The 23,326-nt window shown below is 44.9% G+C and carries 20 protein-coding genes; 11 read left to right on the top strand and 9 right to left on the bottom strand.

The window, feature by feature from the left end; all coding sequences use genetic code 11:
* Genes sdhA through sdhC form a run of 3 tightly spaced genes read right to left on the bottom strand, consistent with a single transcriptional unit; the run spans position 1 to position 2,498 of the window.
* Complete coding sequence (sdhA, locus tag IX91_RS04035; protein ID WP_004744513.1) at positions 1–1,767, bottom strand: succinate dehydrogenase flavoprotein subunit; 1,767 nt, start codon at positions 1,765–1,767, stop codon at positions 1–3.
* Positions 1,768–2,112 carry a succinate dehydrogenase, hydrophobic membrane anchor protein gene (gene sdhD, locus IX91_RS04030; RefSeq protein WP_004744512.1) on the bottom strand — a complete coding sequence of 115 codons (345 nt, stop codon included), beginning with the start codon at positions 2,110–2,112 and terminating at the stop codon, positions 1,768–1,770.
* Entirely contained in the window at positions 2,106–2,498 is a 393-nt protein-coding gene (gene sdhC, locus IX91_RS04025) for a succinate dehydrogenase cytochrome b556 subunit (RefSeq protein ID WP_004744511.1), read from the bottom strand. Before sdhC ends, sdhD begins: the two co-directional genes overlap by 7 nt.
* Before the next feature lie 395 nt (positions 2,499–2,893).
* Here sdhC and IX91_RS04020 point away from each other — a divergent pair, with 395 nt between their 5' ends.
* The gene (locus tag IX91_RS04020) at positions 2,894–4,183 is read left to right on the top strand and encodes a citrate synthase (RefSeq protein WP_004744510.1); all 1,290 of its coding nucleotides are present in this window, start codon (positions 2,894–2,896) and stop codon (positions 4,181–4,183) included.
* Positions 4,184–4,435: 252 nt separating this feature from the next.
* Here the strand turns inward: IX91_RS04020 and IX91_RS04015 are convergent, their stop codons facing one another.
* Positions 4,436–5,194, bottom strand: a complete 759-nt coding sequence (locus IX91_RS04015) for a Nif3-like dinuclear metal center hexameric protein (protein WP_004744509.1) — start codon at positions 5,192–5,194, stop codon at positions 4,436–4,438.
* Between the two features lie 122 nt (positions 5,195–5,316).
* Between IX91_RS04015 and IX91_RS04010 the strand changes: the two genes are divergently transcribed.
* On the top strand, positions 5,317–6,066 hold the full coding sequence (locus IX91_RS04010; RefSeq protein ID WP_004744508.1) for a DUF1853 family protein: 750 nt from the start codon (positions 5,317–5,319) through the stop codon (positions 6,064–6,066).
* A 274-nt stretch (positions 6,067–6,340) separates the two neighbouring features.
* Here IX91_RS04010 and pgm read toward each other — a convergent pair whose 3' ends face one another.
* Both pgm and seqA read right to left on the bottom strand, forming a co-directional pair.
* The gene (gene pgm / locus IX91_RS04005; RefSeq protein ID WP_004744507.1) at positions 6,341–7,987 is read right to left on the bottom strand and encodes a phosphoglucomutase (alpha-D-glucose-1,6-bisphosphate-dependent); all 1,647 of its coding nucleotides are present in this window, start codon (positions 7,985–7,987) and stop codon (positions 6,341–6,343) included.
* Between the two features lie 90 nt (positions 7,988–8,077).
* Positions 8,078–8,617 carry a replication initiation negative regulator SeqA gene (gene seqA / locus IX91_RS04000; protein WP_004744506.1) on the bottom strand — a complete coding sequence of 180 codons (540 nt, stop codon included), beginning with the start codon at positions 8,615–8,617 and terminating at the stop codon, positions 8,078–8,080.
* A gap of 92 nt (positions 8,618–8,709) precedes the next feature.
* On the opposite strand from seqA, the gene IX91_RS03995 reads away from it, so the two are divergent.
* The 3 genes from IX91_RS03995 (at position 8,710) to fldA (ending at position 10,367) form a co-directional block, all read left to right on the top strand.
* Complete coding sequence (locus tag IX91_RS03995; protein WP_004744505.1) at positions 8,710–9,474, top strand: alpha/beta fold hydrolase; 765 nt, start codon at positions 8,710–8,712, stop codon at positions 9,472–9,474.
* Between the two features lie 93 nt (positions 9,475–9,567).
* Entirely contained in the window at positions 9,568–9,789 is a 222-nt protein-coding gene (locus IX91_RS03990) for a DUF2788 domain-containing protein (protein WP_004744504.1), read from the top strand.
* A 44-nt stretch (positions 9,790–9,833) separates the two neighbouring features.
* A complete protein-coding gene (gene fldA / locus IX91_RS03985; protein ID WP_004744503.1) occupies positions 9,834–10,367 on the top strand; it encodes a flavodoxin FldA in 534 nt (177 codons plus the stop codon).
* Between the two features lie 41 nt (positions 10,368–10,408).
* Here the strand turns inward: fldA and IX91_RS03980 are convergent, their stop codons facing one another.
* Positions 10,409–10,912, bottom strand: a complete 504-nt coding sequence (locus IX91_RS03980) for a DUF4442 domain-containing protein (protein WP_004744502.1) — start codon at positions 10,910–10,912, stop codon at positions 10,409–10,411.
* A gap of 203 nt (positions 10,913–11,115) precedes the next feature.
* Here IX91_RS03980 and fcrX point away from each other — a divergent pair, with 203 nt between their 5' ends.
* The gene (gene fcrX / locus IX91_RS03975) at positions 11,116–11,565 is read left to right on the top strand and encodes a ferric iron uptake transcriptional regulator FcrX (protein WP_004744501.1); all 450 of its coding nucleotides are present in this window, start codon (positions 11,116–11,118) and stop codon (positions 11,563–11,565) included.
* A 132-nt stretch (positions 11,566–11,697) separates the two neighbouring features.
* Here fcrX and glnS read toward each other — a convergent pair whose 3' ends face one another.
* Positions 11,698–13,368: a glutamine--tRNA ligase gene (gene glnS, locus IX91_RS03970; protein ID WP_004744500.1), complete on the bottom strand. Its 1,671-nt coding sequence runs from the start codon at positions 13,366–13,368 to the stop codon at positions 11,698–11,700.
* A 246-nt stretch (positions 13,369–13,614) separates the two neighbouring features.
* Entirely contained in the window at positions 13,615–15,189 is a 1,575-nt protein-coding gene (gene nagE / locus IX91_RS03960) for an N-acetylglucosamine-specific PTS transporter subunit IIBC (protein WP_004744498.1), read from the bottom strand.
* 482 nt (positions 15,190–15,671) lie between these two features.
* On the opposite strand from nagE, the gene nagA reads away from it, so the two are divergent.
* From nagA to IX91_RS03935, 5 genes are all read left to right on the top strand, one after another.
* On the top strand, positions 15,672–16,808 hold the full coding sequence (gene nagA, locus IX91_RS03955) for an N-acetylglucosamine-6-phosphate deacetylase (RefSeq protein WP_004744497.1): 1,137 nt from the start codon (positions 15,672–15,674) through the stop codon (positions 16,806–16,808).
* 2 nt (positions 16,809–16,810) lie between these two features.
* Entirely contained in the window at positions 16,811–18,025 is a 1,215-nt protein-coding gene (gene nagC / locus IX91_RS03950; RefSeq protein ID WP_004744496.1) for a DNA-binding transcriptional regulator NagC, read from the top strand.
* 86 nt (positions 18,026–18,111) lie between these two features.
* Positions 18,112–19,695 carry a cation:proton antiporter family protein gene (locus IX91_RS03945; RefSeq protein ID WP_004744495.1) on the top strand — a complete coding sequence of 528 codons (1,584 nt, stop codon included), beginning with the start codon at positions 18,112–18,114 and terminating at the stop codon, positions 19,693–19,695.
* Between the two features lie 214 nt (positions 19,696–19,909).
* Positions 19,910–21,574, top strand: coding sequence for an asparagine synthase B (gene asnB / locus IX91_RS03940; protein WP_004744494.1), 1,665 nt, complete (start codon positions 19,910–19,912; stop codon positions 21,572–21,574).
* A gap of 352 nt (positions 21,575–21,926) precedes the next feature.
* A complete protein-coding gene (locus IX91_RS03935; RefSeq protein ID WP_004744493.1) occupies positions 21,927–23,318 on the top strand; it encodes a peptide MFS transporter in 1,392 nt (463 codons plus the stop codon).
* Positions 23,319–23,326 lie beyond the last annotated feature (8 nt).

Raw genomic sequence — 23,326 nt, 5'->3', positions numbered from 1 at the left:
CTAGTACGTACGTGCTTTCGGCGGGAATGCTTCACGATGGATTGGCTCCATGTTTACACCACGCTTTGTCATAGCTTCATTGTCCGGATTATAGATTGAGTGGCATAGCCACTGCTCATCATCACGGTCTGGGAAATCAAAGCGAGCGTGTGCGCCGCGACTTTCTGTACGGTAGTTAGCCGCAACAGCCGTTGCATAAGCAGTTTCCATCAAGTTTTCTAGCTCTAAACACTCAATACGCTGGGTGTTAAACTCGGTCGACTTGTCAGAAAGGTGAGCATTCTTCAGGCGCTCACGAATAACTTTTAGCTCTTCTAGACCTTTTGCCATTGCATCACCTTCACGGAATACCGAGAAGTTGTTCTGCATACATTGTTGCAGATCTTTGCGAATTTGCGCTGGATCTTCACCTTCAGTGCTATTTTCCCAACGGTTGTAGCGCTCTAGTGAACGCTCAATGTCAGCTTCCGTTGCTGGCTTAGCTTCAGCTTGCTTAGCAAGTGTTTCACCAAGGTGTAGGCCCGTAGCGCGACCAAATACAACTAAGTCTAGTAGAGAGTTACCACCTAGGCGGTTTGCACCGTGAACAGATACTGATGCGATCTCACCACAAGCAAATAGACCTTGAACTTCAACATCAGCGCCCGCTTCATCTTGCTTAATAGCCTGACCAGAGACTTGAGTTGGAACGCCACCCATCATGTAGTGACAAGTCGGGATTACCGGAATTGGCTCTTTCACTGGATCTACGTGAGCAAAGGTACGAGATAGCTCACAAACACCTGGTAGACGCGACTCAAGTGTCTCTTTACCTAGGTGATCCAGTTTTAGTTTAATGTGAGGACCCCAAGGGCCATCGCAGCCGCGACCTTCACGGATTTCGATCATCATTGAACGAGCAACAACATCACGACCAGCAAGGTCTTTCGCGTTAGGTGCGTAACGCTCCATGAAGCGTTCACCGTCTTTATTCAGTAGATAACCACCTTCACCACGACAACCTTCAGTTACCAGAACACCGGCTCCAGCGATACCTGTTGGGTGGAACTGCCACATTTCCATATCTTGCATTGGAATGCCAGCGCGTAGTGCCATACCAACGCCATCACCCGTGTTGATGTGAGCGTTAGTTGTTGAAGCGTAAATACGGCCAGCACCACCTGTCGCCAGAATGGTTGCTTTCGATTTGAAGTAACAAACTTCGCCCGTTTCCATACAAAGGGCTGTACAGCCAAGAACTGCGCCATCTTCATTCTTAACTAGGTCGAGTGCATACCACTCTGAGAAGATAGTAGTTTTGTGCTTAACGTTTTGTTGGTAGAGCGTGTGAAGTAGAGCGTGACCTGTACGGTCAGCCGCTGCAGCTGTACGTGCTGCTTGCTCACCACCGAAGTTCTTCGACTGTCCGCCAAACGGACGTTGGTAGATTCTACCATTGTCAAAGCGAGAGAATGGTAGACCCATTTTCTCTAATTCAATCACTGACTCTGGTCCGTTTTTACACATGTATTCGATTGCGTCTTGGTCACCAATATAGTCGGAACCTTTAACGGTATCGTACATATGCTGTTCCCAGTGATCCTCGTGCGCATTACCTAGCGCAACCGTGATACCACCTTGTGCAGAAACAGTGTGTGAACGAGTTGGAAATACTTTAGAAAGCAATGCACATGATAGGCCTTGCTCAGAGATTTGCAGTGCAGCGCGCATGCCTGCACCACCAGCGCCGATTACTACGGCATCAAATTCGCGAACTGGAATAGACACTTACGCACCCCACAGAATAAATAGACCAGAGAAGAAGTAACCAAATAAAACAGCAATGATTGCTAGCTGTAGGCCACCACGAAGCTTGGCGCACTTAATGTAATCAGTCAGTACCTGCCATAAACCAATCCACGCGTGAATTAGAACAGATACAAGCGCCAGCATTGTGAACACTTTAGTGAATGTACCACCAAAGAACTGGGTCCAAGATACGTAAGAAATATCTGTGAAAGCACAGAAGCTAACCAGATAGATAGTGTAAAGCGTCATAATGATTGCAGTCGCACGAATCAATAAGAAATCGTGCACACCATTACGACCAAAAGATGAAATGTGTTTTACCATACCATTACCCCCGCCAATAGAGACAGAACGGCTGTTGCTGCGAATGCAACCTTAGCGCTCATCGCGCCAGATTCCAGCTCTTCAAAATGACCAAGATCCATTAGTAAGTGACGAATGCCACCTGCAATGTGATAGGCCAAAGCCGTTAGGATGCCCCATAAGATAAACTTCACAAAGAAACCATCGACTAAGTCAACAGCTTGTGCGTAACCGACTGGGGAGGATAGAGAAATGGATAGTAACCAAAGCAGGATTCCGATTGCGACAAACGTAATTACACCGGACACACGGTGTAAAATTGATGCGATTGCAGTGATCGGAAAGCTTACGGTCTGTAAATCTAAATTAACAGGTCTTGACTTTCTTTCTTTCACGGGCTTGCTCACTCAGCTCCATTGAGCATTTATAGTTATGAACGAATTTTGATTGCAAACCTACAAAAGTTAACATTTATTTAACACTAGACTGCAACAATTGCCGGAGTATTTTGTAAAATAATTGTTAACAACAAGGATTAAAACTTCACCTCACATTTGTTTCAAGCCTTGAATTTATAAGGTTTCCACCAAAATTTACTGCGCCACTATACGGCTGGCAACATTCTAATACAATTGATGTAACAATTTTTGCTACACAGACCAGATTTTTCACCTTATACGTTCAAAAAATCATAACAAGTGCACACATCAGATGAGAAAAATTGACTTTGATAACGATCACACGTACAAAAATGGCACACAAACATCCTGGACGGATTAAATAATAAACAAAGGAGATTGTTATGGCAGATAAGAAAGCTACCCTTCATGTTGAAGGTCAAGCACCTATCGAGCTGCCAATTATGGAAGGTGCCTTAGGCACACCTGTGATTGATGTTCGTACACTTGGAGCAAACGGATTTTTTACTTTTGACCCAGGTTTTCTTGCCACTGCATCTTGTGAATCTCAAATCACCTACATTGACGGCGGTAAAGGTATTCTTTTGCACCGCGGTTACCCAATTGATCAGCTAGCAAATAACGCTGATTACTTAGAGGTATGTTACATCCTTCTTTACGGTGAAGCCCCAACACGTGAACAATACGAGCAATTCAAAACTACTGTTACTCGTCACACTATGGTCCATGAGCAAATTGCTAGTTTCTTCCACGGTTTCCGCCGTGACGCTCACCCTATGGCTGTAATGTGTGGTGTAGTAGGTGCACTTGCTGCGTTCTACCACGATTCATTAGATATCCACAACGACGAGCACCGCGAAATCGCGGCATACCGACTACTGTCGAAAATGCCAACACTTGCGGCTATGTGTTACAAGTACTCAATCGGTCAGCCTTTCATCTACCCACGTAATGATTTGAGCTACGCTGAGAACTACCTACACATGATGTTCGCTAATCCATGTGAAGAGTACGAAGTAAACCCTGTCGTTGCGCGCGCAATGGATAAGATCTTTACTCTACACGCAGACCACGAGCAAAACGCGTCAACTTCAACAGTACGTCTATCTGGTTCTTCTGGTGCTAACCCATTTGCATGTATTGCAGCAGGTATCGCATCTCTTTGGGGCCCAGCTCACGGCGGCGCGAATGAAGCATGTCTGAAGATGCTTGAAGAGATCGGTAGCGTAGAAAACATTCCTGAGTATGTTGAGCGCGCGAAAGACAAAGACGACCCATTCCGACTAATGGGCTTCGGTCACCGTGTCTACAAGAACTACGACCCTCGTGCAACGGTTATGCGCGAAACATGTCACGAAGTTCTTAAAGAGCTTAACATCAAAGATCCACTGCTTGATGTGGCAATGGAACTTGAGCGTATCGCGCTTTCTGACGAATACTTTGTTTCTAAGAAGCTATACCCGAACGTAGACTTCTACTCGGGTATCATTCTTAAAGCTATCGGTATCCCAGTATCTATGTTCACCGTTATCTTCGCGATTTCGCGTACTATCGGTTGGATTGCTCACTGGAACGAAATGCACAGCGACCCACTAAACCGTATCGGTCGTCCACGTCAGCTTTACACTGGTGAAGTACAACGCGAGTTCTCACCTCTGCATGAGCGTGAATAATAGCTGACTAGCAAAAAAGTCAAAGGGCTAATGTGCGAACATTAGCCCTTTTTTATTAGATTAGTTGTCATCCTCAAGAACGAGGCACGAGTGAGTTGGGGATCTCTTCTAGCGAGTAGATCACCGTGTGAGATTCCCTACTCGCTCCTTCGTCACTCTATGGAAAAACGAGCTTTTCTCTCGCAGGGCGAAGCCCGATCCCGTTTTCCAAAAGCGCAGCGTTCCATAGGACGCAGTCCGTTCCCACTCTACCTAAACCGGATTATCAATATCAATAAACTCAACATCTAGGCCATGTTCAGTGGCTAGCCACTCGCCTAGAGCTTTGATTCCGTAGCGCTCTGTCGCGTGGTGACCTGCTGCAAAGTAGTGAATGTCTTGCTCACGAGCAGAGTAAGTAGTGCGCTCTGAGATCTCACCCGAAATAAACGCATCTAAACCGTGTCTAGCTGCCAATTCAATAAAGTCCTGACCACCACCAGTACACCACCCGACCGTTTCAATCAATATATCTGCATTTTCCGGCGCAATATGAAGAGGCTGGCGTTTAAGTACTTGATTAATCTTGGTGGCAAACTCAGCCCCTGTCATTGGAGATTTCAAACGCCCAAACATAGCCACTGATTGAGGGTGCCCTTCTAGGCCGCCTTCTACTTCAATATCGAGTAAGCGAGCAAGTTCAGCGTTATTACCTAGCTCCGGGTGGATATCAAGTGGCAGATGGTAACCCATTAAATTAATGTCGTTTTTTATCAAAGTGCGAATGCGCTTGCCTTTCATACCACGAATAGGTTCTGGCTCACCTTTCCAGAAATAACCATGATGAACCAGTAGCGCATCAGCGTTTAACTCAACCGCTTTATCAATCAATGCTTGAGAAGCCGTCACACCAGTCACGACCTTTCTAATCTGCTCTTTACCTTCAACCTGCAATCCGTTAGGTGCATAGTCTTTGATTAACTGAGGAGAGAGCTTCTCGTTGAGGATTTTTTCTAATTGTAAGTTGTTCATGACAGCTTCCATCTAATTGCTAACATTGCGCTTTATCTTAGTGAGCAAAGTGTATTCGAACCATAGCAACCTTACCAGCACCTAGCTACAATAGTGGCGTTCAAGCAGATATAGGTTTAAGGATGAACGCTTTACAACGTTTTTATCACTGGGTACATGAAACGCCATCGCTATTTAACCTGACACCACCATTTGTCGATGTCAAAGCGCTGAATATCACTCCTCTAAAACAAGATGACTATCAAGGCAACCCTCGATTAGGATTCATCTACCAGCACCTATGCACTGAGCTCATCAGCAATAGTTCAAAATATTCGCTGCTCGAAGAAGAGATTCAAATCAACAAAGCGTCAGGCCAGACCATAGGCGCAATTGATCTCATTCTGGACAACCTTGAGTCACATCAGAAAGAACACTGGGAAGTCGCGATTAAGTTCTATCTTTTACATAAAGGCGTTTGGTACGGACCGAATGCCCACGATCAGCTAGACAAGAAACTCGCTAGAATGCTCTCTCATCAATTAAAAATGAGTGCATCTCCGGAATTCCTTGAACAATACCCTCACTACTCTGATCTCACTGAGCATCTGTTAATCCAAGGGCGTCTTTATATCAATCCTTTTTCACCAGAGACCATTCCGGAAGAGTGTCTAGGGCTCACGATAAACCCTAGCCAAATCACCGGATATTGGTGCTACCAAAGTCAGTGGGACCAGATTGGCGAACTGCTGTATGAACTCGAAAAACCACTTTGGGCGGTTGGACTAGAAGAATTCGTCAACCCTATCGATAAACCCAACGGAAGGTTCGTCCATGCTCAGACGCAAAACGGTCAATTTTGGTTTGTAGTGCCTGACACTTGGCCGGGGTAAAGCGGGAACGGACTTAGTCCTATAGAGAGCGGGAACGCTGCGCTATGGAAAGCGGGATCGGGCTTCACCCTTCTAGAGAGCTAGAGTTGACAACTAAACTATGACGGAGCAATTTTAGTTATCCAGTTATCCAGTTATCCAGTTATCCAGTTATCCAGTTATCCAGTTATCCATAGGACGAAGTCCGTTCCCGAAGGGCGCAGCCCGTTCCAAAGCTTCAACAAAAAAAGGCTGACAAATAGTCAGCCCTTGATACAACACTTAATCGTCAGAATTAAAGACCAGCGTCAGCAAATACCTGATTCACGATCTCTTGTGCTTCTGCTTCGATCTGCTTCAAATGCTCTTCACCTTTAAAGCTCTCACAGTAGATCTTGTAAATATCCTCAGTGCCAGATGGGCGAGCCGCAAACCAACCATTTTCCGTCGTCACTTTCAGACCGCCGATTGCAGCGCCATTGCCCGGAGCATGCGTCAAACGTGCAGTGATCGCTTCGCCTGCTAACGTTTCTGCCGTTACCATCTCAGCAGACAGTTTCTTCAGTACATCTTTTTGCGGACCATTTGCCACAGCTTGAATACGGTTGTATTCAGAAGCACCATGCTTCGCTGCTAGTTCTTCGTAGTATTCTTGAGGGTTCTTACCAGTGACTGCTGTAATTTCGGCAGCAAGAAGACATAGAATGATGCCATCTTTATCGGTAGACCAAGGCGTACCGTCTTTACGCAGAAAAGAGGCCCCTGCTGACTCTTCGCCACCAAAACCAAATTTACCTTCATATAGGCCATCAACAAACCATTTAAAGCCAACAGGGACTTCACATAGTTCGCGACCAAGGTCGGCAACTACGCGGTCAATTAGTGCGCTTGATACTAACGTCTTACCAACAGCAACGTCTTTGCCCCACCCTTCGCGATGACGGTATAAGTAGTCGATACACACTGCTAAGAAATGGTTCGGGTTCATCAGACCTTTTGGCGTAACAATGCCATGGCGGTCGTAGTCAGGGTCATTACCAAACGCCAAGTCATATTCATCTTTTAGCGCTAACAGACCCGCCATTGCGTAAGGCGATGAACAGTCCATACGAACCACGCCGTCTTTATCTAACGACATAAACTGGAATGATGGGTCAATCGCTTCGCTAACCAAAGTCAGATCTAGATTGTAAGCAGAGCCGATTTGACGCCAGTAGTCGATACCACTGCCGCCAAGTGGATCGACTCCAATTTTTAGGTTTGCTTTTTGAATCGCTTCCATATCAATGACATTAACTAAGTCATCAATGTATGGCTTAACAAGATCGCGCTCGATGAACAGTTCTGAAGCTTTAGCTTCACCTAGCGGCATACGCTTAACACCTTGCAAACCTTCAGCGATAAGTACATTTGCACGGTCTTGAATCGCTTGTGTCAATTCACCTTCCGCAGGACCACCATGAGTTGGGTTGTACTTAATACCGCCATCTTGCGGTGGGTTATGAGACGGTGTAATCACAATCCCGTCTGCTTTGTCTTGATGTTTCAGGTTGTAAGTCAGAATAGCGTGAGAAACACCCGGCGTTGGCGTATAACCGTTGTCTTGCTGAACAATCACTTGCACACCATTAGCCACGAGCACTTCTACAACTGTTGAAAATGCCGGCTCAGATAGCGCATGCGTGTCTTTACCAACAAACAATGGACCTGTTGTGCCTTTTTCTGCGCGAACTTCCGCTACCGCTTGAGCAATCGCCAAAATATGGTGTTCGTTGAATGTAGACTTGTCTGCGCTACCACGGTGACCAGATGTACCAAATTCAACTTTGTGGTCAGGATTCGAAGAGTCAGGTTGGAGAAGAAAATAATTTGCAACGAGGGCTGGAATATTATGCAGGTCTTGCTGTTGAGCTTTTTGTCCCGCTCGTGGGTGCATAGCCATTTGACATCCTTTCTTAAAAATGTGTAGAAATAAAAAAACCTCATAATACGTTAACTAAGTTGTGCATTATGAGGTTTCTATCAGAATTCTCTAGATTGAGTTTGTCACTTTCTCAATCAGGTCTGATGGGAAGTTCATCCTCGCCATCAGTTGGTCAACCATCTGCCTCTTGCGGCTAGTGTTATTATTGGTGATGACCCAAAATGGTGAACCAGGGATTGATTTCGGCTTAGTCGTGTTACCGTTAGCCAGCAGTGTTTGCTCATTATCAGCGAAGTAAACACGCTTACGACCTTTAACCTGAGTCGCTTCTGAAAAGTCATTCGGGTTAATGCGATGCAGCGTTGCTAGGACCAGCATAAAGCGGTCAATCGCTTTCTTAAGACCAGCAAACTCGTCAGAGATGAGCAATGATCGCATCTCTTTAACGCTATCTACTGTTTCTTCTTTTATTGCATCTTTGCTAACCACTACACCCTTTGGTTGCGCCACAACCTGCGGCTTGGCAACAGGCGCTTGACCTTCAGTCATCAAAAGACGACGTAAAATGTCCGAAGCACTCTCACCAATATGCTGGGTTTGACTTGCGATGTAACGGTATAGATCCTCATCAACCTCAATTGTTTTCATTCGCTTTTCACAATCTCTATGTTTAAACTCTGGGGGATTATAGCGAGATCTTTAAAGAGACTCTACGGTTTACCTGTCACGAATAGAATAAAATGTCACATCTGCTCAACTACAAACTCGAAGGTGAGGGTCACACCATTGTATTGATCCATGGGTTGTTTGGTAATTTAGACAACTTAGGTTTACTTGCTCGCGATCTAAAAGAGGATCATCAAGTTCTGAGTATTGACCTGCGCAACCATGGCCTCTCCTTTCAGAGTGATGAACTTAGCTATCCATTAATGGCGCAAGATGTCTATGCATTGCTGCAACACCTTAACCTCGCTAACTACACCGTAGTCGGCCACTCTATGGGTGGCAAGGTAGCAATGAAGTTAGCGGAAATCGCGCAAGATCAGATTCATAAGCTGCTTGTTTTAGATATGGCACCGGTTCAATACACAGAAAGTCGTCATGATAATGTGTTCAACGGACTCAAAGCCGTCATCGAGCAAAAACCCACTCAGCGTAAGCAAGCGCTAAACATTTTGGCCGAACATATCGAACTAGAAGGTGTTCGCCAGTTTCTCGGTAAATCTTTGTATAACACAGGTGAACATTTGGCTTGGCGCTTTAATGTCGAAAGCTTGTGGGAAAACTACTGGGAGATTCTTGGTTGGCAAACTATTGAAACAATTTCGACGCCTACCTTGTTTATCAAAGGTGGCGATTCAGATTACTTAACCGCAGAGCACCAAGGGCAAGTTAAACAGCAGTTCAGCAATGCCAAAGCCCATGTTATCGCTAATACCGGACATTGGTTACACGCTGAAAAGCCGGCTGAAGTATTACGTGCTATCCGCAAGTTCATTGCGTAAAACAGAATGAGAGATCAGTTGTACTATGCCCGTTAACTTTATTCAGTAACAGTGGTATAGTGCGGCGCAAGTAATTTGGCATAAAGGGATTCCATGCTCTACGACTACATGAACATGCTCGAGTCAATTGGTCTCGATCTGCTTTTCGCGTCTATCTTTTTCTTTATCGGTATGGCGATAAAAGATGTCTTAAAAGCGGGCAATGTTCCCCCTTTCGGTCGTCGCATTGTATGGTTAGTCCTATTCCTTGGCTGTGCTGGGTTTATCGCCAAAGGCATTATTCAGCTTAGCTGGGAAGGTGGTGGTATCGGCTGATATCAACCGAGCCCACAACAGAAATTAGTAAAGGTAACGAATCTATGGCAAGTGTAGGCATCTTCTTTGGTAGCGACACAGGTAACACTGAAGCTGTTGCAAAGATGATTCAAAAGCAACTAGGTAAACAACTGGTTCACGTTCAAGATATCGCTAAAAGCAGCAAAGAAGATATTGATAACTTCGATCTTCTGCTTCTTGGTATCCCAACTTGGTACTACGGCGAAGCACAATGTGACTGGGATGACTTCTTCCCAGAGCTAGAGCAAATCGATTTTTCGACTAAGCTAGTCGCAATCTTTGGCTGTGGTGACCAAGAAGACTACGCAGAGTACTTCTGTGACGCTATGGGTACAGTACGTGATATCGTTGAAGCTAAAGGTGGTACTATCCTTGGCTACACTTCAACTGAAGGCTATGAGTTCGAAGCATCTAAAGGCCTAGTTGAAGGCGATGACAGCCAATTCGTTGGTCTATGTATCGATGAAGACCGCCAGCCAGAGCTAACTGATGAGCGCGTGAACAGCTGGTGTAAGCAGATTCACGAAGAGATGTGCCTAGCTGAGCTAGAAGACTAATCTCCTCGCCGAATTAAGAAACCTCCGTTACGGAGGTTTTTTTATGCCGTTTGTTCCTCTGCATCCTCTTCTCGAAATTGCGGTTTTTTACGCACATACAGTTTACGCTGCACTTCAGACACTACATTACCGTGTTTGTCTTTGACATAAATGATGAACTCTGGGAAACATTTATCGCCGTCAGCCGTCTGCCTTAAAATATCTTCAAGCTGATCTTGAGTGACACAAAACTCAGCAAACAGATCACTTTGCCCTGGCTTGATAAAGTTGATGCTCGCTTCCTTGTCCCAGACGTAGTAGCGCTCACCTAATATTCCCATTAACATCAAGGAGTAGACAGGATCGGTTAAAGAGAAAATGCTGCCACCATATTGAGTGCGATTGGCATTTTTGTTCCACCAACGTAACTTCAGTTTCATTTTGACTTCGCGAAAGTCGTCACTAATTGAGAGTATCTTGATCCCCGCCCCCCAAAAAGGTGGCCAAGAGTTGAGCGCAAATTTAACTACTCCAGGCTTATAAATTTTAGCCAATGACTTATTCATTCCTTGTCCTTAACTGATTACTCTTCCTCACTTGTTAACCAATTGTAACTGGTCTGACATGTTTTATCAGTGACTTCTCACTTGTTTATAAAAAAATACTAGTAACCCTTTGAAGTTCGTGGTTTATTGTTTATCAGTACTACCCTATAATGATAGGAATATTGAATTCTGTTAATAACTGCAGATCATCAACAGGAAAGTATATGTCAGACAATAACCAAGCGCTTAAGGATGCTGGTCTTAAAGTTACCCTTCCAAGACTAAAGATTTTAGAAGTATTACAGCAACCTGAATGCCAACATATCAGTGCTGAAGAACTGTACAAAAAGCTGATTGATCTAGGTGAAGAGATTGGTCTAGCGACTGTATACCGCGTATTAAACCAATTTGATGATGCAGGTATCGTAACTCGCCACCACTTTGAAGGCGGCAAATCTGTATTTGAACTGTCAACTCAGCACCACCATGACCATCTAGTGTGTCTAGATTGTGGTGAAGTGATTGAATTCTCTGATGACATCATTGAAGAGCGTCAGAAAGAAATCGCGGCCCAGTACAATGTTATTTTGACTAACCACAGCCTATACCTTTACGGTAAATGTGCTGACGGTAGCTGCAAAGACAACCCAGACGCGCATAAGTCGAAGAAATAATTTCGTCTTAACAGCCAACTTTAAAACGTCAGCCAAAAGCTGGCGTTTTTTATTGCCTGCTATTTAATACCAATCGCCATCAATAAAAAAGCCAGTCACGAGGACTGGCTTTCAAACTAGAGTGCAATACGATTACTTAGCTTCGATTTTCGCCCAAGTATCGCGAAGACCTACAGTACGGTTAAACACTAAAGTCTCTGGCTTCGAGTCTTTAATATCCGCACAGAAGTAACCCATACGCTCAAACTGGAAACCCTTCTCAGCTTGCGCTTGAGCGAGGCTTGGCTCAACAAAACCATTCAGCTTAACAAGTGACTCAGGGTTGATTGTCTCAGCAAAGTTATCCGCTGCTGCTGGGTTTGGCACAGTGAACAAGCGATCGTATAGACGAATCTCAGCTGGAAGACCTTTATCAGCAGACACCCAGTGAATAACACCCTTCACTTTACGGCCGTCAGCTGGGTTCTTACCTAGCGTGTCTGCATCGTAGCTACAGAAGATAGTGGTAATGTTACCCTCTGCATCTTTTTCGATACGCTCAGCTTTGATCACGTAAGCACCACGTAGGCGCACTTCTTTACCCAGAACCAGACGCTTGTACTTCTTGTTCGCTTCTTCACGGAAGTCTTCACGCTCAATCCAAACTTCGCGAGTGAACGGTACTTCGCGCTCGCCCATCTCAGGTTTGTTTGGATGATTTGCTACCGTCAAAGACTCTACTTTGCCTTCTTCGAAGTTCTCGATAACGATCTTAACCGGATCAAGCACAGCCATTGCGCGAGGTGCGTTTTCGTTCAAGTCATCACGAATACAAGACTCAAGAGAACTCATCTCAATCATGTTGTCTTGCTTGGTAACACCAATACGTTTACAGAACTCACGAATAGAAGCAGGCGTGAAGCCGCGACGACGTAGACCAGAAATAGTCGGCATACGCGGATCGTCCCAACCATTCACTAGTTTCTCAGTGACAAGTTGATTTAGCTTACGCTTAGACATCACCGTGTACTCTAGGTTTAGGCGACTAAACTCGTACTGGTGAGGTTGGCAATCAATAGTGATGTTCTCTAGTACCCAGTCATACAGACGACGGTTATCTTGGAACTCAAGCGTACACAGTGAGTGGGTAATGCCTTCTAGTGCATCCGAAATACAGTGCGTAAAGTCGTACATTGGGTAGATGCACCACTTGTCACCCGTTTGGTGGTGCTCAGCAAAGCGCACACGGTAAAGAACAGGATCGCGCAGCACAATGAAAGAAGATGCTAGATCAATCTTTGCACGTAGACACGCTTTACCTTCTTCGAACCCACCGTCACGCATCTTCTCAAATAGTGCTAAGTTTTCTTCAGGTGTGCGATCACGGTACGGGCTTGGCTTACCAGGCTGGGTAAGTGTGCCACGATACTCACGGATCTGCTCAGGACTTAGCTCTTCAACGTACGCTAAGCCTTTGTTAATTAATTCCACTGCGTAACCGTATAGCTTATCGAAGTAGTTTGATGAGTAACATACGTCCCCATCCCACTCGAAGCCTAACCAGCTCACATCATTCTTAATTGACTCAACGTATTCAACGTCTTCTTTTTCTGGGTTAGTGTCATCAAAACGTAGGTTACACTTTCCCTGGTAGTCCTGAGCAATACCAAAGTTTAAGCAAATTGACTTAGCGTGACCGATATGCAGATAGCCGTTTGGCTCTGGCGGGAAACGAGTATGCACGCTAGTGTGTTTACCATCCGCTAAATCTTTATCAATGATTTGGCGAATGAAATTCGATGGACGAGCCTCAGCTTCACTCATCTATAGCACCTCAATTGTTTTAGTATTGTTCAGATAATTCTTACTTAGACGATTCAAATGACCGTCAAGTACATAGCGTCTAATGATCCACAATTATGGTGGATTACACAACAATATCTCGAAGCAAAACGTCTTTTTTTTCTCTGTATGGTTAATAAGCTAGCAGGGATCAGTTTCGAAACCCTCAAAACGCAAGAAAGCCTCCCGAAGGAGGCTTTCATCACTTTCTTAGTTTACGTGTCGTAATTAAGGAAGTTTTACATCAGATAGGTCTTCGTTAGCACCGATTGCTTTCATTTCGCCAGCAACGATTTCAGCTAGAGGACCAAGGATAACTTGAAGGTTGTTCTCACCTAGCTTAACAACACCTTTCGCACCAAGCTTCTTAAGTACAACTTCGTCAGCTACAGAGCGGTCTTTTAGAGTAAGACGTAGACGAGTGATACAAGCGTCGATTGAAGTTAGGTTGTCATGACCACCTAGAGCTTTTAGGTATTGACGCGCTAGGTCGCCGTTTTTCGCTTCACCAGCAGGAGCAGCACCTACTTCTTCGTCGTCATCTTCACGACCTGGCGACTTCAGGTTGAATGCGCGGATTGCGAAGCTGAAAGTGAAGAAGTATAGAGCACCGAAACCTAGACCGATTAGTAGTAGAGTTACCGGCTTAGTTGCTAGACCCCAGTTAAGGATGAAGTCGATTAGACCTGCAGAGAAGCCGAAGCCGTGCAGAGTACCAAACATGTTAGCAACAACTAGAGATAGACCTGTAAATACTGCGTGCATTGCGTATAGCGCAGGTGCAAGGAATACGAACATGAACTCTAGAGGCTCTGTGATACCAGTTAGGAAAGAACAGAAACCTACTGAGAATAGTGCACCACCAACTTGGCTACGTTTTTCAGCAGGAGCTGCTAGGTACATAGCTAGAGCTGCACCAGGTAGACCGAACATCATTACTGGGAAGAAACCGTTCATGAATACACCAGCAGACTTATCGCCGCCGAAGTAACGGTGTAGGTCACCAGATTTAACTGTTTCAGTTACTTCTTTAACAGTTGCAGTGATTTCTGGAGTTACAGAGTTAGCAAACTCAAACGTGTGAGATTGACCAGCAACAAGAGTCTTAGCTAGAGCTGGGTCTACACAAAGTTGCTGTAGAGCAGGAAGTGCTTGACCAGCAGCTTGAGCGCCAGTTACTAGAACTTCTTGACACGTACCCATACCGAACCAGAAGTAAGAGTTAAGAACGTGGTGAAGACCTACAGGGATAAGTGCACGGTTAAGAGTACCGTATACGAACTGACCAATAGCACCAGAAGTAGAAACTGCGTGTGCTAGTGCGTCAAGACCACCTTGGATTGTTGGCCATACAACACCAGAGATAGCACCTGCAACTAGCGCGAATAGACCAGCCATGATTGGTACTAGACGTTTGCCAGAGAAGAATGCCAACCACTCAGGAAGACGTGTAGCATGGAAAGCGTTGTAAGAGTGACCAGCGATAATACCAGCGATGATACCACCGAAGAATGACATGTTAACGTCAGCGTTGATTGTTGTTGCTGTCGCCGTAAGTACGAAGTAAGCAACCGCACCCGCTAGACCTGCAGCACCTTGACCGTCTTTAGAAAGACCAATCGCGATACCTAGACCGAATAGTAGTGGAAGTTGACCAAAGATAGCGCCACCAGCTTGCGCCATAAATGGAATGTCTAATAGGTCACCTTGACCCAAACGTAGTAAGAGCGCCGCAACTGGAAGCGTTGCGATAGGAAGCATAAGAGCTTTACCTAACTTTTGCGCATATCCAAGAATATTCACCTTAAGTTCCCCCTATAGGATTTTGTATTTTGGCTGAGCCACTTTTTTTAGCCGCTCAATTTAGTCCTGCTCAGTTTATGACATTAATTTTGCTCCGCAAATTAAAACCTCATCATTTGTGATCATAATCACCAGAAACAGGTGATCCGGAAGGTTTTTGCTAGCGAGATCATAAAACTTATTTTACAATACAAAAAAATAGCATTCATTGAGTCAGTTTCGCGGTACTCTTACAGTACTAACAAGGCCAAAGTGATTGTCTGGCTTAGTAATAGCACCTAACGCCAATGCGACGTGAATCACTTACCATTGAAGCATTCACCATGATGCTTACATAATATTGAGAACTCATTTTTTCGTTTGCTAAAGATATTTTGCGATCTAATTGAAGCTTACAAATAAAGTACAACTATGTAGTGAAACGCAGCTTCAATAGATAACCGAAGGCATTAAGATTCTAAACTTATAAGGATTAGCTAACCATGTATGCGCTAACTAACTGTAAAATTTATACCGGCAGCGACGTCCTCGTTGAACATGCGGTAATCATTAACAACAACCTGATCGAATCAGTTTGCCCAATCTCAGAGCTTCCTTCAGACATTGAAAAAAGAGATCTAAACGGCGCAAACCTAAGCCCAGGCTTTATTGACCTGCAGTTAAATGGTTGTGGTGGCGTGATGCTAAACGACGAGATTACCGCTGAAACTATGCAAATCATGCATGAAGCGAATCTTAAGTCTGGTTGTACAAGCTTCCTTCCAACGCTAATCACTTCATCTGACGAAGACATGCGCCAAGCAGTAGCTGCTGCGCGCGACTATCACGCTCAGTATCAGAATCAATCTTTGGGTCTGCACCTTGAAGGTCCATACCTGAATGTGATGAAAAAAGGCATTCACAGTGTCGATCATATCCGTCCTTCTGAAGACAGCATGATCGACTTCATGTGTGAAAACACAGACGTCATTGCAAAAGTAACACTGGCTCCAGAACACAATGACCCGGCACATATCGAGCGCTTAAAAGCCGCGGGTATTGTGGTATCAATTGGTCACACAAACGCCACTTATGCCGAAGCCCGTAAAGGCTTTGACGCAGGTATCTCATTTGCCACTCACTTATTCAATGCAATGACGCCAATGGTAGGCCGTGAACCAGGTGTTGTAGGCGCAATCTACGATACCCCTGACGTTTATGCGGGCATCATTGCTGACGGCTTCCACGTAGACTATGCAAACATTCGTATCGCTCACAAAATTAAGGGCGAAAAATTAGTATTAGTGACCGATGCCACAGCTCCTGCAGGCGCTGACATGGATTACTTTATTTTTGTTGGTAAGAAAGTATATTACCGAGATGGTAAGTGTGTTGATGAAAACGGCACACTTGGCGGCTCAGCACTAACAATGATTGAAGCAGTTCAAAACACGGTTGAGCACGTCGGTATCGCACTGGACGAAGCACTGCGCATGGCTACTCTGTATCCTGCGAAAGCAATGGGGTTGGAAGAGCAACTAGGCCGAGTTAAAAAAGGCATGGTGGCTAACCTTACCGTATTTGATCGTGACTTCAATGTTCAGGCGACAGTTGTTAACGGACAATACGAGCAAAATTAAGAATGAATGGCGGACAAATAGGTAACGTAGATTTAGTAAAACAACTAAATAGTGCAGCTGTTTACAGGCTGATCGATCAGCAAGGTCCAATTTCGAGGATTCAAGTTGCTGATGTTAGCCAACTGGCGCCTGCCAGTGTTACAAAAATTACCCGCCAACTTCTAGAGCGCGGCCTGATTAAAGAGGTCGCGCAACAAGCTTCTACAGGGGGACGCCGAGCGATCTCTTTGACAACAGAAGTTGAGCCTTTCCACTCAGTAGCGATTCGACTCGGTCGTGACTACCTTCAGTTCAGTTTGTACGATTTGGGCGGCAAAGAGCTTGCCTCAGATTACAACGAGTTCTTCTATACAACCCAAGAAGAACTGGTCGAAGGGTTACTTTCCCAGTTAAAAGCCTTTATTCAAGATAACCAGACCAATATCAATCAACTTATTGCGATTGGTGTTGCCTTGCCTGGCCTCGTCAATCCAGAAACTGGCGTGGTTGAATACATGCCAAATATCTCGATTGACAACCTTGCGCTATCTGAGCTGATTCATAATACCTTCCATGTACAATGTTTTGTTGGTAACGACGTTCGTGGTATGGCGCTTGCTGAACACTACTTTGGCGCTAGCCAAGATTGCCAAGATTCCATTCTTGTCAGTGTTCACCGAGGGACAGGCGCGGGTATTATCGTTAACGGTCAAGTATTCCTGGGCTTTAACCGCAACGTCGGTGAAATCGGTCATATTCAAATTGATCCCCTTGGCGAGCAATGCCAATGTGGCAACTTTGGCTGTCTAGAAACTGTAGCCGCTAACCCAGCGATCGTTGAACGAGTCAACAAGCTGATCAAACAAGGTTATGAATCAAGCTTAACTGAACTTGAAACCATCAGCATCTCTGACGTCTGTGAGCATGCCAATATGGGTGATGAACTGGCTAAACAGAGCTTAGTACGTGTTGGTAACCAATTGGGTAAGGCAATTGCGATTACGATCAACTTGTTTAACCCGCAAAAGATTGTGATTGCTGGCGACATTACTCAATGTGAAGAGATTCTTTTCCCAGCGATTCGCCGTAACGTTGAGAACCAATCTCTCACCACTTTCCACACAGATTTACCAATTGTTGCCTCGCAAATTGATAAGCAGCCTACCCTAGGTGCATTCGCAATGATAAAACGCGCAATGTTAAACGGAGTTCTGCTACAAAAATTGTTAGAAGATTAATCTTCTCCCCCCAGTAAGCAACTAATTGAGTTAGAATAACGGGCTACGATATGTAGCCCGTTTTTTTAGGACGAAACAAAACTAATATGGAACTGATCTTGATTTCAGCGGCGTTTCTCGCCGGATTTATTGCACTGAAATGCAACCTCCCCCCACTGGTTGGCTTTTTATTGGCAGGCTTCGGGCTGCACGCTTTCGGCTTTCAGTCTAACGACACCATCATCACACTTGCTGATCTCGGTGTAACACTGCTTCTTTTTACTATTGGTCTGAAGCTCGATATCAAGACCCTACTCTCTAAAGAGATCTGGGCAGGTGCGACCTTACACAATCTATTGTCCACTGCACTCTTTAGTGTTGCGCTGTTCTGTTTCAAATTCTTAGGGGTCAGTTCGCTAGCGGCGATGTCTATCGATCAAATCGTCTTGCTTGGATTTGCCCTATCCTTCTCCAGTACCGTCTTTGCTGTGAAGTCACTGCAAGAGAAAGGGGAGATGAATGCTACCTACGGCACCATTGCGATTGGTATTCTGGTCATGCAGGACATCTTCGCCGTTGTGTTCCTAACCGCTTCAACGGGCAAACTTCCAGAATGGTACGCTATTGCGCTATTTGCCTTACCATTACTCAGACCTCTATTCTTCAAAATGCTTGATTGGGTCGGCCACGGAGAAATGCTGGTACTTCTAGGGATTTTCTTTGCCCTAGTTGCAGGTGCGGGTCTATTCGAATTAGTCGGCATGAAGCCAGATCTCGGCGCTCTTATCCTTGGCATGTTACTCGCCGGACATAAGAAAGCGTCGGAATTATCTAAATCTCTATTCAACCTAAAAGAACTATTCCTAGTCTGCTTCTTCCTAAATATCGGCTTATCCGCTCAGCCAACGCTTTCTGGCTTTGCACTCGCAATTTTGTTCATGTTGCTACTGCCACTAAAAGGGATTCTCTACTTCTTAGTGCTTAATGCATTTAAGTTTCGCGTGCGCACCTCTCTACTTGCGTCATTAAGCCTATTTAACTTCAGTGAGTTTGGTCTTATCGTTGGTGGATTAGCCTTTAAAATGGGCTGGATGAGCGGTGATATTCTGGTCGCCCTTGCCATTGCTGTTTCAATTTCGTTTGTACTAGCCGCGCCACTGAGTCGCCACGGTCACTCGCTTTATCAACGCTCAGGTCGTTGGTTACGCGAACATGCAGCAGAAAACCTCAACATCCGCGATCAACTGATCAGCCCAGGTCATGCTCAAGTTCTGATCCTTGGCATGGGTCGAATTGGTACTGGTGCTTACGACGAACTGAGAAATCGCTATGGAAAAATCAGCTTAGGTATCGAAGTTCGCGAAGATGCGGCCCATCAACACAAAGCTCACGGTAGAAACGTAATTGAAGGCGATGCTACCGACCCTGATTTTTGGGAACGCATATTAGACGTAGCCAACGTAAAACTCGTATTACTTGCGATGCCGCACCACCAAGGTAACCAAATCGCTTTAGAACAACTACAGCGTAAAAACTTCCAAGGTCAAATCGCCGCAATTGCAGAATACCCAGATCAGCTAGATGCGTTGGTTGAGGGTGGTGTGGACGCTGCATTTAACATCTACAGTGAGGCAGGTAGCGGTTTTGCGAGGCATGTCTGCGATCAACTCAAACCCAACTTCTCTAAATAATCTCAGTCAAAAGGCAGCAAATCGCTGCCTTTTTTGCCTCCACCGAACAAAAAAAAAGCAACACTTAGACTTCATTCACCAAAACTACCATTTAATTAAATAAAATTTAATAACAACCGAGTTCATTAAACTTTTTCATCAAACACGGTTGATTTTTTTAATCAGAATGGCAAATTGAACTCAACAAGTTAATTTTATTTTAAAGGGAAGTTGTATGTGTTCGATTTTCGGTATTCTTGACATAAAGAGTGATGCAGAAGCGCTACGCCCTGTTGCTTTAGAAATGTCGAAGAAGCTTCGCCATCGTGGCCCTGACTGGTCTGGTATTTATTCTTCAGAGAAAGCAATTCTAGCTCACGAGCGTTTGGCGATTGTTGGTCTAAATAGTGGTGCGCAGCCTCTATATAGCTCTGATAAAAAGCACATCCTTGCGGTCAATGGCGAGATCTACAACCACAAAGAAATTCGTGCGCGCTACGAAGGAAAATACGACTTCCAAACCGATTCTGACTGTGAAGTGATCCTAGCTTTGTATCAAGATCTCGGTGCAGATCTTCTAGAAGAACTTAACGGTATTTTCGCTTTTGTTCTATACGATGAAGAGAAAGATACCTACCTCGTTGGTCGTGACCATATCGGTATTATTCCTCTATACCAAGGTTACGATGAGCACGGCAACTATTACATAGCATCAGAAATGAAAGCGCTCGTACCAGTATGTAAAACAGTAAGCGAATTCCCTCCAGGTTGCTACTACAGTAGTGGGGATGCAGAGCCACAGCGTTACTACATTCGTGACTGGAACGAGTATGCTGCAGTTCAAGGTAACAGCACCAGCAAAGAAGAACTGACTGAAGCGCTAGAAGCTGCGGTTAAGCGTCAACTAATGACAGACGTTCCTTATGGTGTACTTCTATCTGGTGGTCTAGATTCTTCAATCACTTCTGCTGTTGCTAAGCGTTTTGCTGCTATGCGTATCGAAGATGATGAAAAGTCAGAAGCATGGTGGCCACAGCTACACTCATTTGCGGTTGGCTTAGAAGGTGCACCAGATCTGAAAGCAGCCCGTGAAGTCGCAGACAAGATCGGTACTGTTCACCATGAGATGACCTACACGATTCAAGAAGGCTTAGATGCCATCCGTGACGTTATCTACCACATTGAAACCTACGACGTAACCACCATCCGCGCTTCGACACCTATGTTCCTTATGGGCCGTAAGATCAAAGCAATGGGTATTAAGATGGTTCTTTCTGGTGAAGGTGCCGATGAAATCTTCGGTGGCTACCTCTACTTCCATAAAGCGCCAAACGCAAAAGAGTTCCATGAGGAAACAGTACGTAAGCTACTAGCACTCAACATGTTTGACTGTGCTCGTGCTAACAAATCGCTGGCTGCGTGGGGTGTTGAAGGTCGAGTACCATTCCTAGATAAAGAATTTATCGACGTGGCAATGCGTCTAAACCCTGAAGACAAGATGTGTGGCAACGGTAAGATGGAAAAACACATCCTCCGTGAGTGCTTCGAGCATTACCTACCAGACTCAATTGCATGGCGTCAGAAAGAGCAGTTCTCTGATGGTGTAGGTTACAGCTGGATCGATACGCTAAAAGAAGTGGCAGAAGCGAAAGTCTCTGATCAACAAATGGAAACAGCAGCCTACCGCTTCCCATACAACACGCCAACAACAAAAGAAGGCTATGTATACCGCGAGATCTTTGAAGAGCTATTCCCGCTTCCATCAGCAGCAGAATGTGTCCCAGGAGGCCCATCGGTAGCTTGTTCGTCAGCTAAGGCTATTGAATGGGATGAGTCATTCAAGAACATGGCCGATCCATCAGGTCGAGCAGTTCAAAGCGTTCATAACGACTCTTACTAATCAAAAACAAACTTAAAAGAGGCTCATAGAGCCTCTTTTTTTTCACCGCAAGCTTCTTCAATTGATGAAAATCAACCCATTTGGTTACTTACCAACCAACCCTTGTCAATATTGCCTACTTCTCATTACTCTTTGATGTGACAGCGTATTGTAAAAACAACAATCTCGATTTTGAAAACTAAGTTTGTAGCACGTCATTTTTTGAGCAATTAAAGGAAATACTTCTGTCAATTCAAGGATTTAAACAAAAACCATAAATGCCACTTATAGTTTAGAGCATTGCAGATAGATCCACTAAGGAGTATACGTAACAACAAATAAAAATCTTTAATAAATCACATTAGTAAAATTTATGACAAACCAACATCAACAAATCCTTGGCCACCCTCGTGGTCTATTCCTTTTGTTTGGTACTGAGCTGTGGGAGCGTTTTTCCTACTACGCAATGCGTGCCATTCTTGTTCTTTATCTGACAGATACAACCCTTAACGGCGGCTTGGGCTGGTCGACTAAAGATGCTCTCGATCTGTATGGCATCTATACTGGACTCGTTTACATTACGCCAATGATCGGTGGCTGGTTAGCGGATAACTACCTAGGTCAACGCCGCTCAATTCTAATGGGTGGTGCTCTAATGGCTATTGGCCAGTTCACGCTAGCACTGCCAGCTGAAATGGTCGGCATGAGTGCTGTTCACAGCTTCTACCTTGGTTTGGCACTGCTGATTGCTGGTAATGGTCTCTTTAAACCAAACATCTCAACTATGGTTGGTGACCTGTATGAAGAGGGAGACAACCGTCGTGACGGCGCATTCACTATCTTCTACATGGGTATCAACTTGGGTGCACTTATTGCTGGTGTTGTTTCAGGCTCTGTCACCAATGAATTTGGCTGGAAAGCGGGCTTTGTTGTCGCGGGCATAGGTATGGTCATTAGCCTTATCATGCAAATGACGATGGCGAAATCTTGGTTGGGCGAAATTGGTACTGTACCTGCTGCTGCTCGTGACTTAGAAAATAAAAAATCGGCACAAAAACAGCCTTTAACTAAGCAAGAAGTTGATCGTTTGAAGGTTATTCTAGTTATGGGGCTATTTGTCATCGTATTCTGGGCAGGCTTTGAGCAAGCTGGCGGCCTGATGAATATCTATACTCAGCAGTACACAGATCGCATGATCGGTAGCTTTGAAGTGCCTGCCGCTTGGTTCCAGTCACTTAACCCATTCTTTATCATTACTTTAGCGCCTTTACTTGCCGCTTTCTGGGTTAAGCTAGGTAAAAAAGAGCCGAATTCACCGGTCAAATTTGCCTTGGCTCTGTTCTTCTTGGCACTAGGCTTCCTATGTATGGTGGGTGCTGTTATGGAGCAAGGTGGCGATACAGCCGTTAAGACCTCTATGCTGTGGCTCGTCGGTGCATTCTTCTTCCATACTCTGGGTGAGCTTTGCCTATCACCAATCGGTCTATCACTGGTAACAAAACTAGCACCACTTCGCCTTGCATCACTGATGATGGGTGCATGGTTTGGTTTCAACGCCATTGCTAACTATGTCGCAGGTTTAATTGGTTCTCATGTAGGTGAGCTAGGTGCAATGTCTATCTTTGGTGGCATCGCCATTGCCGCAACCGTTTCTGGTGTCATCCTATTAATGTTCTCAAATACATTAGTTCGTTGGATGCACGGTGCTGAGTCTCCAATCAGCAATGCAGAACAAGTTGAAGAGCAACAAGCTCAAGTTGCTTGATAGTAAAA

The sequence above is a fragment of the Vibrio tubiashii ATCC 19109 genome, from assembly GCF_000772105.1.
Taxonomy (GTDB): domain Bacteria; phylum Pseudomonadota; class Gammaproteobacteria; order Enterobacterales; family Vibrionaceae; genus Vibrio; species Vibrio tubiashii.
This window is presented reverse-complemented; position numbering and strand designations above follow the sequence as displayed.

Bases quoted from the DNA above. Each gene is read 5' to 3' on its own strand.
- pgm (WP_004744507.1), bottom strand. From the start codon at position 7,987: ATGGCTATGCACCCACGAGCGGGACAAAAAGCTCAACAGCAAGACCTG.
- IX91_RS03990 (WP_004744504.1), top strand. From the start codon at position 9,568: ATGCTCTACGACTACATGAACATGCTCGAGTCAATTGGTCTCGATCTG.
- IX91_RS03980 (WP_004744502.1), bottom strand. From the start codon at position 10,912: ATGAATAAGTCATTGGCTAAAATTTATAAGCCTGGAGTAGTTAAATTT.
- asnB (WP_004744494.1), top strand. From the start codon at position 19,910: ATGTGTTCGATTTTCGGTATTCTTGACATAAAGAGTGATGCAGAAGCG.
- IX91_RS03945 (WP_004744495.1), top strand. From the start codon at position 18,112: ATGGAACTGATCTTGATTTCAGCGGCGTTTCTCGCCGGATTTATTGCA.
- sdhD (WP_004744512.1), bottom strand. From the start codon at position 2,112: ATGGTAAAACACATTTCATCTTTTGGTCGTAATGGTGTGCACGATTTC.
- fcrX (WP_004744501.1), top strand. From the start codon at position 11,116: ATGTCAGACAATAACCAAGCGCTTAAGGATGCTGGTCTTAAAGTTACC.
- nagC (WP_004744496.1), top strand. From the start codon at position 16,811: ATGAATGGCGGACAAATAGGTAACGTAGATTTAGTAAAACAACTAAAT.
- seqA (WP_004744506.1), bottom strand. From the start codon at position 8,617: ATGAAAACAATTGAGGTTGATGAGGATCTATACCGTTACATCGCAAGT.
- IX91_RS03995 (WP_004744505.1), top strand. From the start codon at position 8,710: ATGTCACATCTGCTCAACTACAAACTCGAAGGTGAGGGTCACACCATT.
- IX91_RS04020 (WP_004744510.1), top strand. From the start codon at position 2,894: ATGGCAGATAAGAAAGCTACCCTTCATGTTGAAGGTCAAGCACCTATC.
- IX91_RS03935 (WP_004744493.1), top strand. From the start codon at position 21,927: ATGACAAACCAACATCAACAAATCCTTGGCCACCCTCGTGGTCTATTC.
- IX91_RS04015 (WP_004744509.1), bottom strand. From the start codon at position 5,194: ATGAACAACTTACAATTAGAAAAAATCCTCAACGAGAAGCTCTCTCCT.
- nagA (WP_004744497.1), top strand. From the start codon at position 15,672: ATGTATGCGCTAACTAACTGTAAAATTTATACCGGCAGCGACGTCCTC.
- glnS (WP_004744500.1), bottom strand. From the start codon at position 13,368: ATGAGTGAAGCTGAGGCTCGTCCATCGAATTTCATTCGCCAAATCATT.
- IX91_RS04010 (WP_004744508.1), top strand. From the start codon at position 5,317: ATGAACGCTTTACAACGTTTTTATCACTGGGTACATGAAACGCCATCG.
- fldA (WP_004744503.1), top strand. From the start codon at position 9,834: ATGGCAAGTGTAGGCATCTTCTTTGGTAGCGACACAGGTAACACTGAA.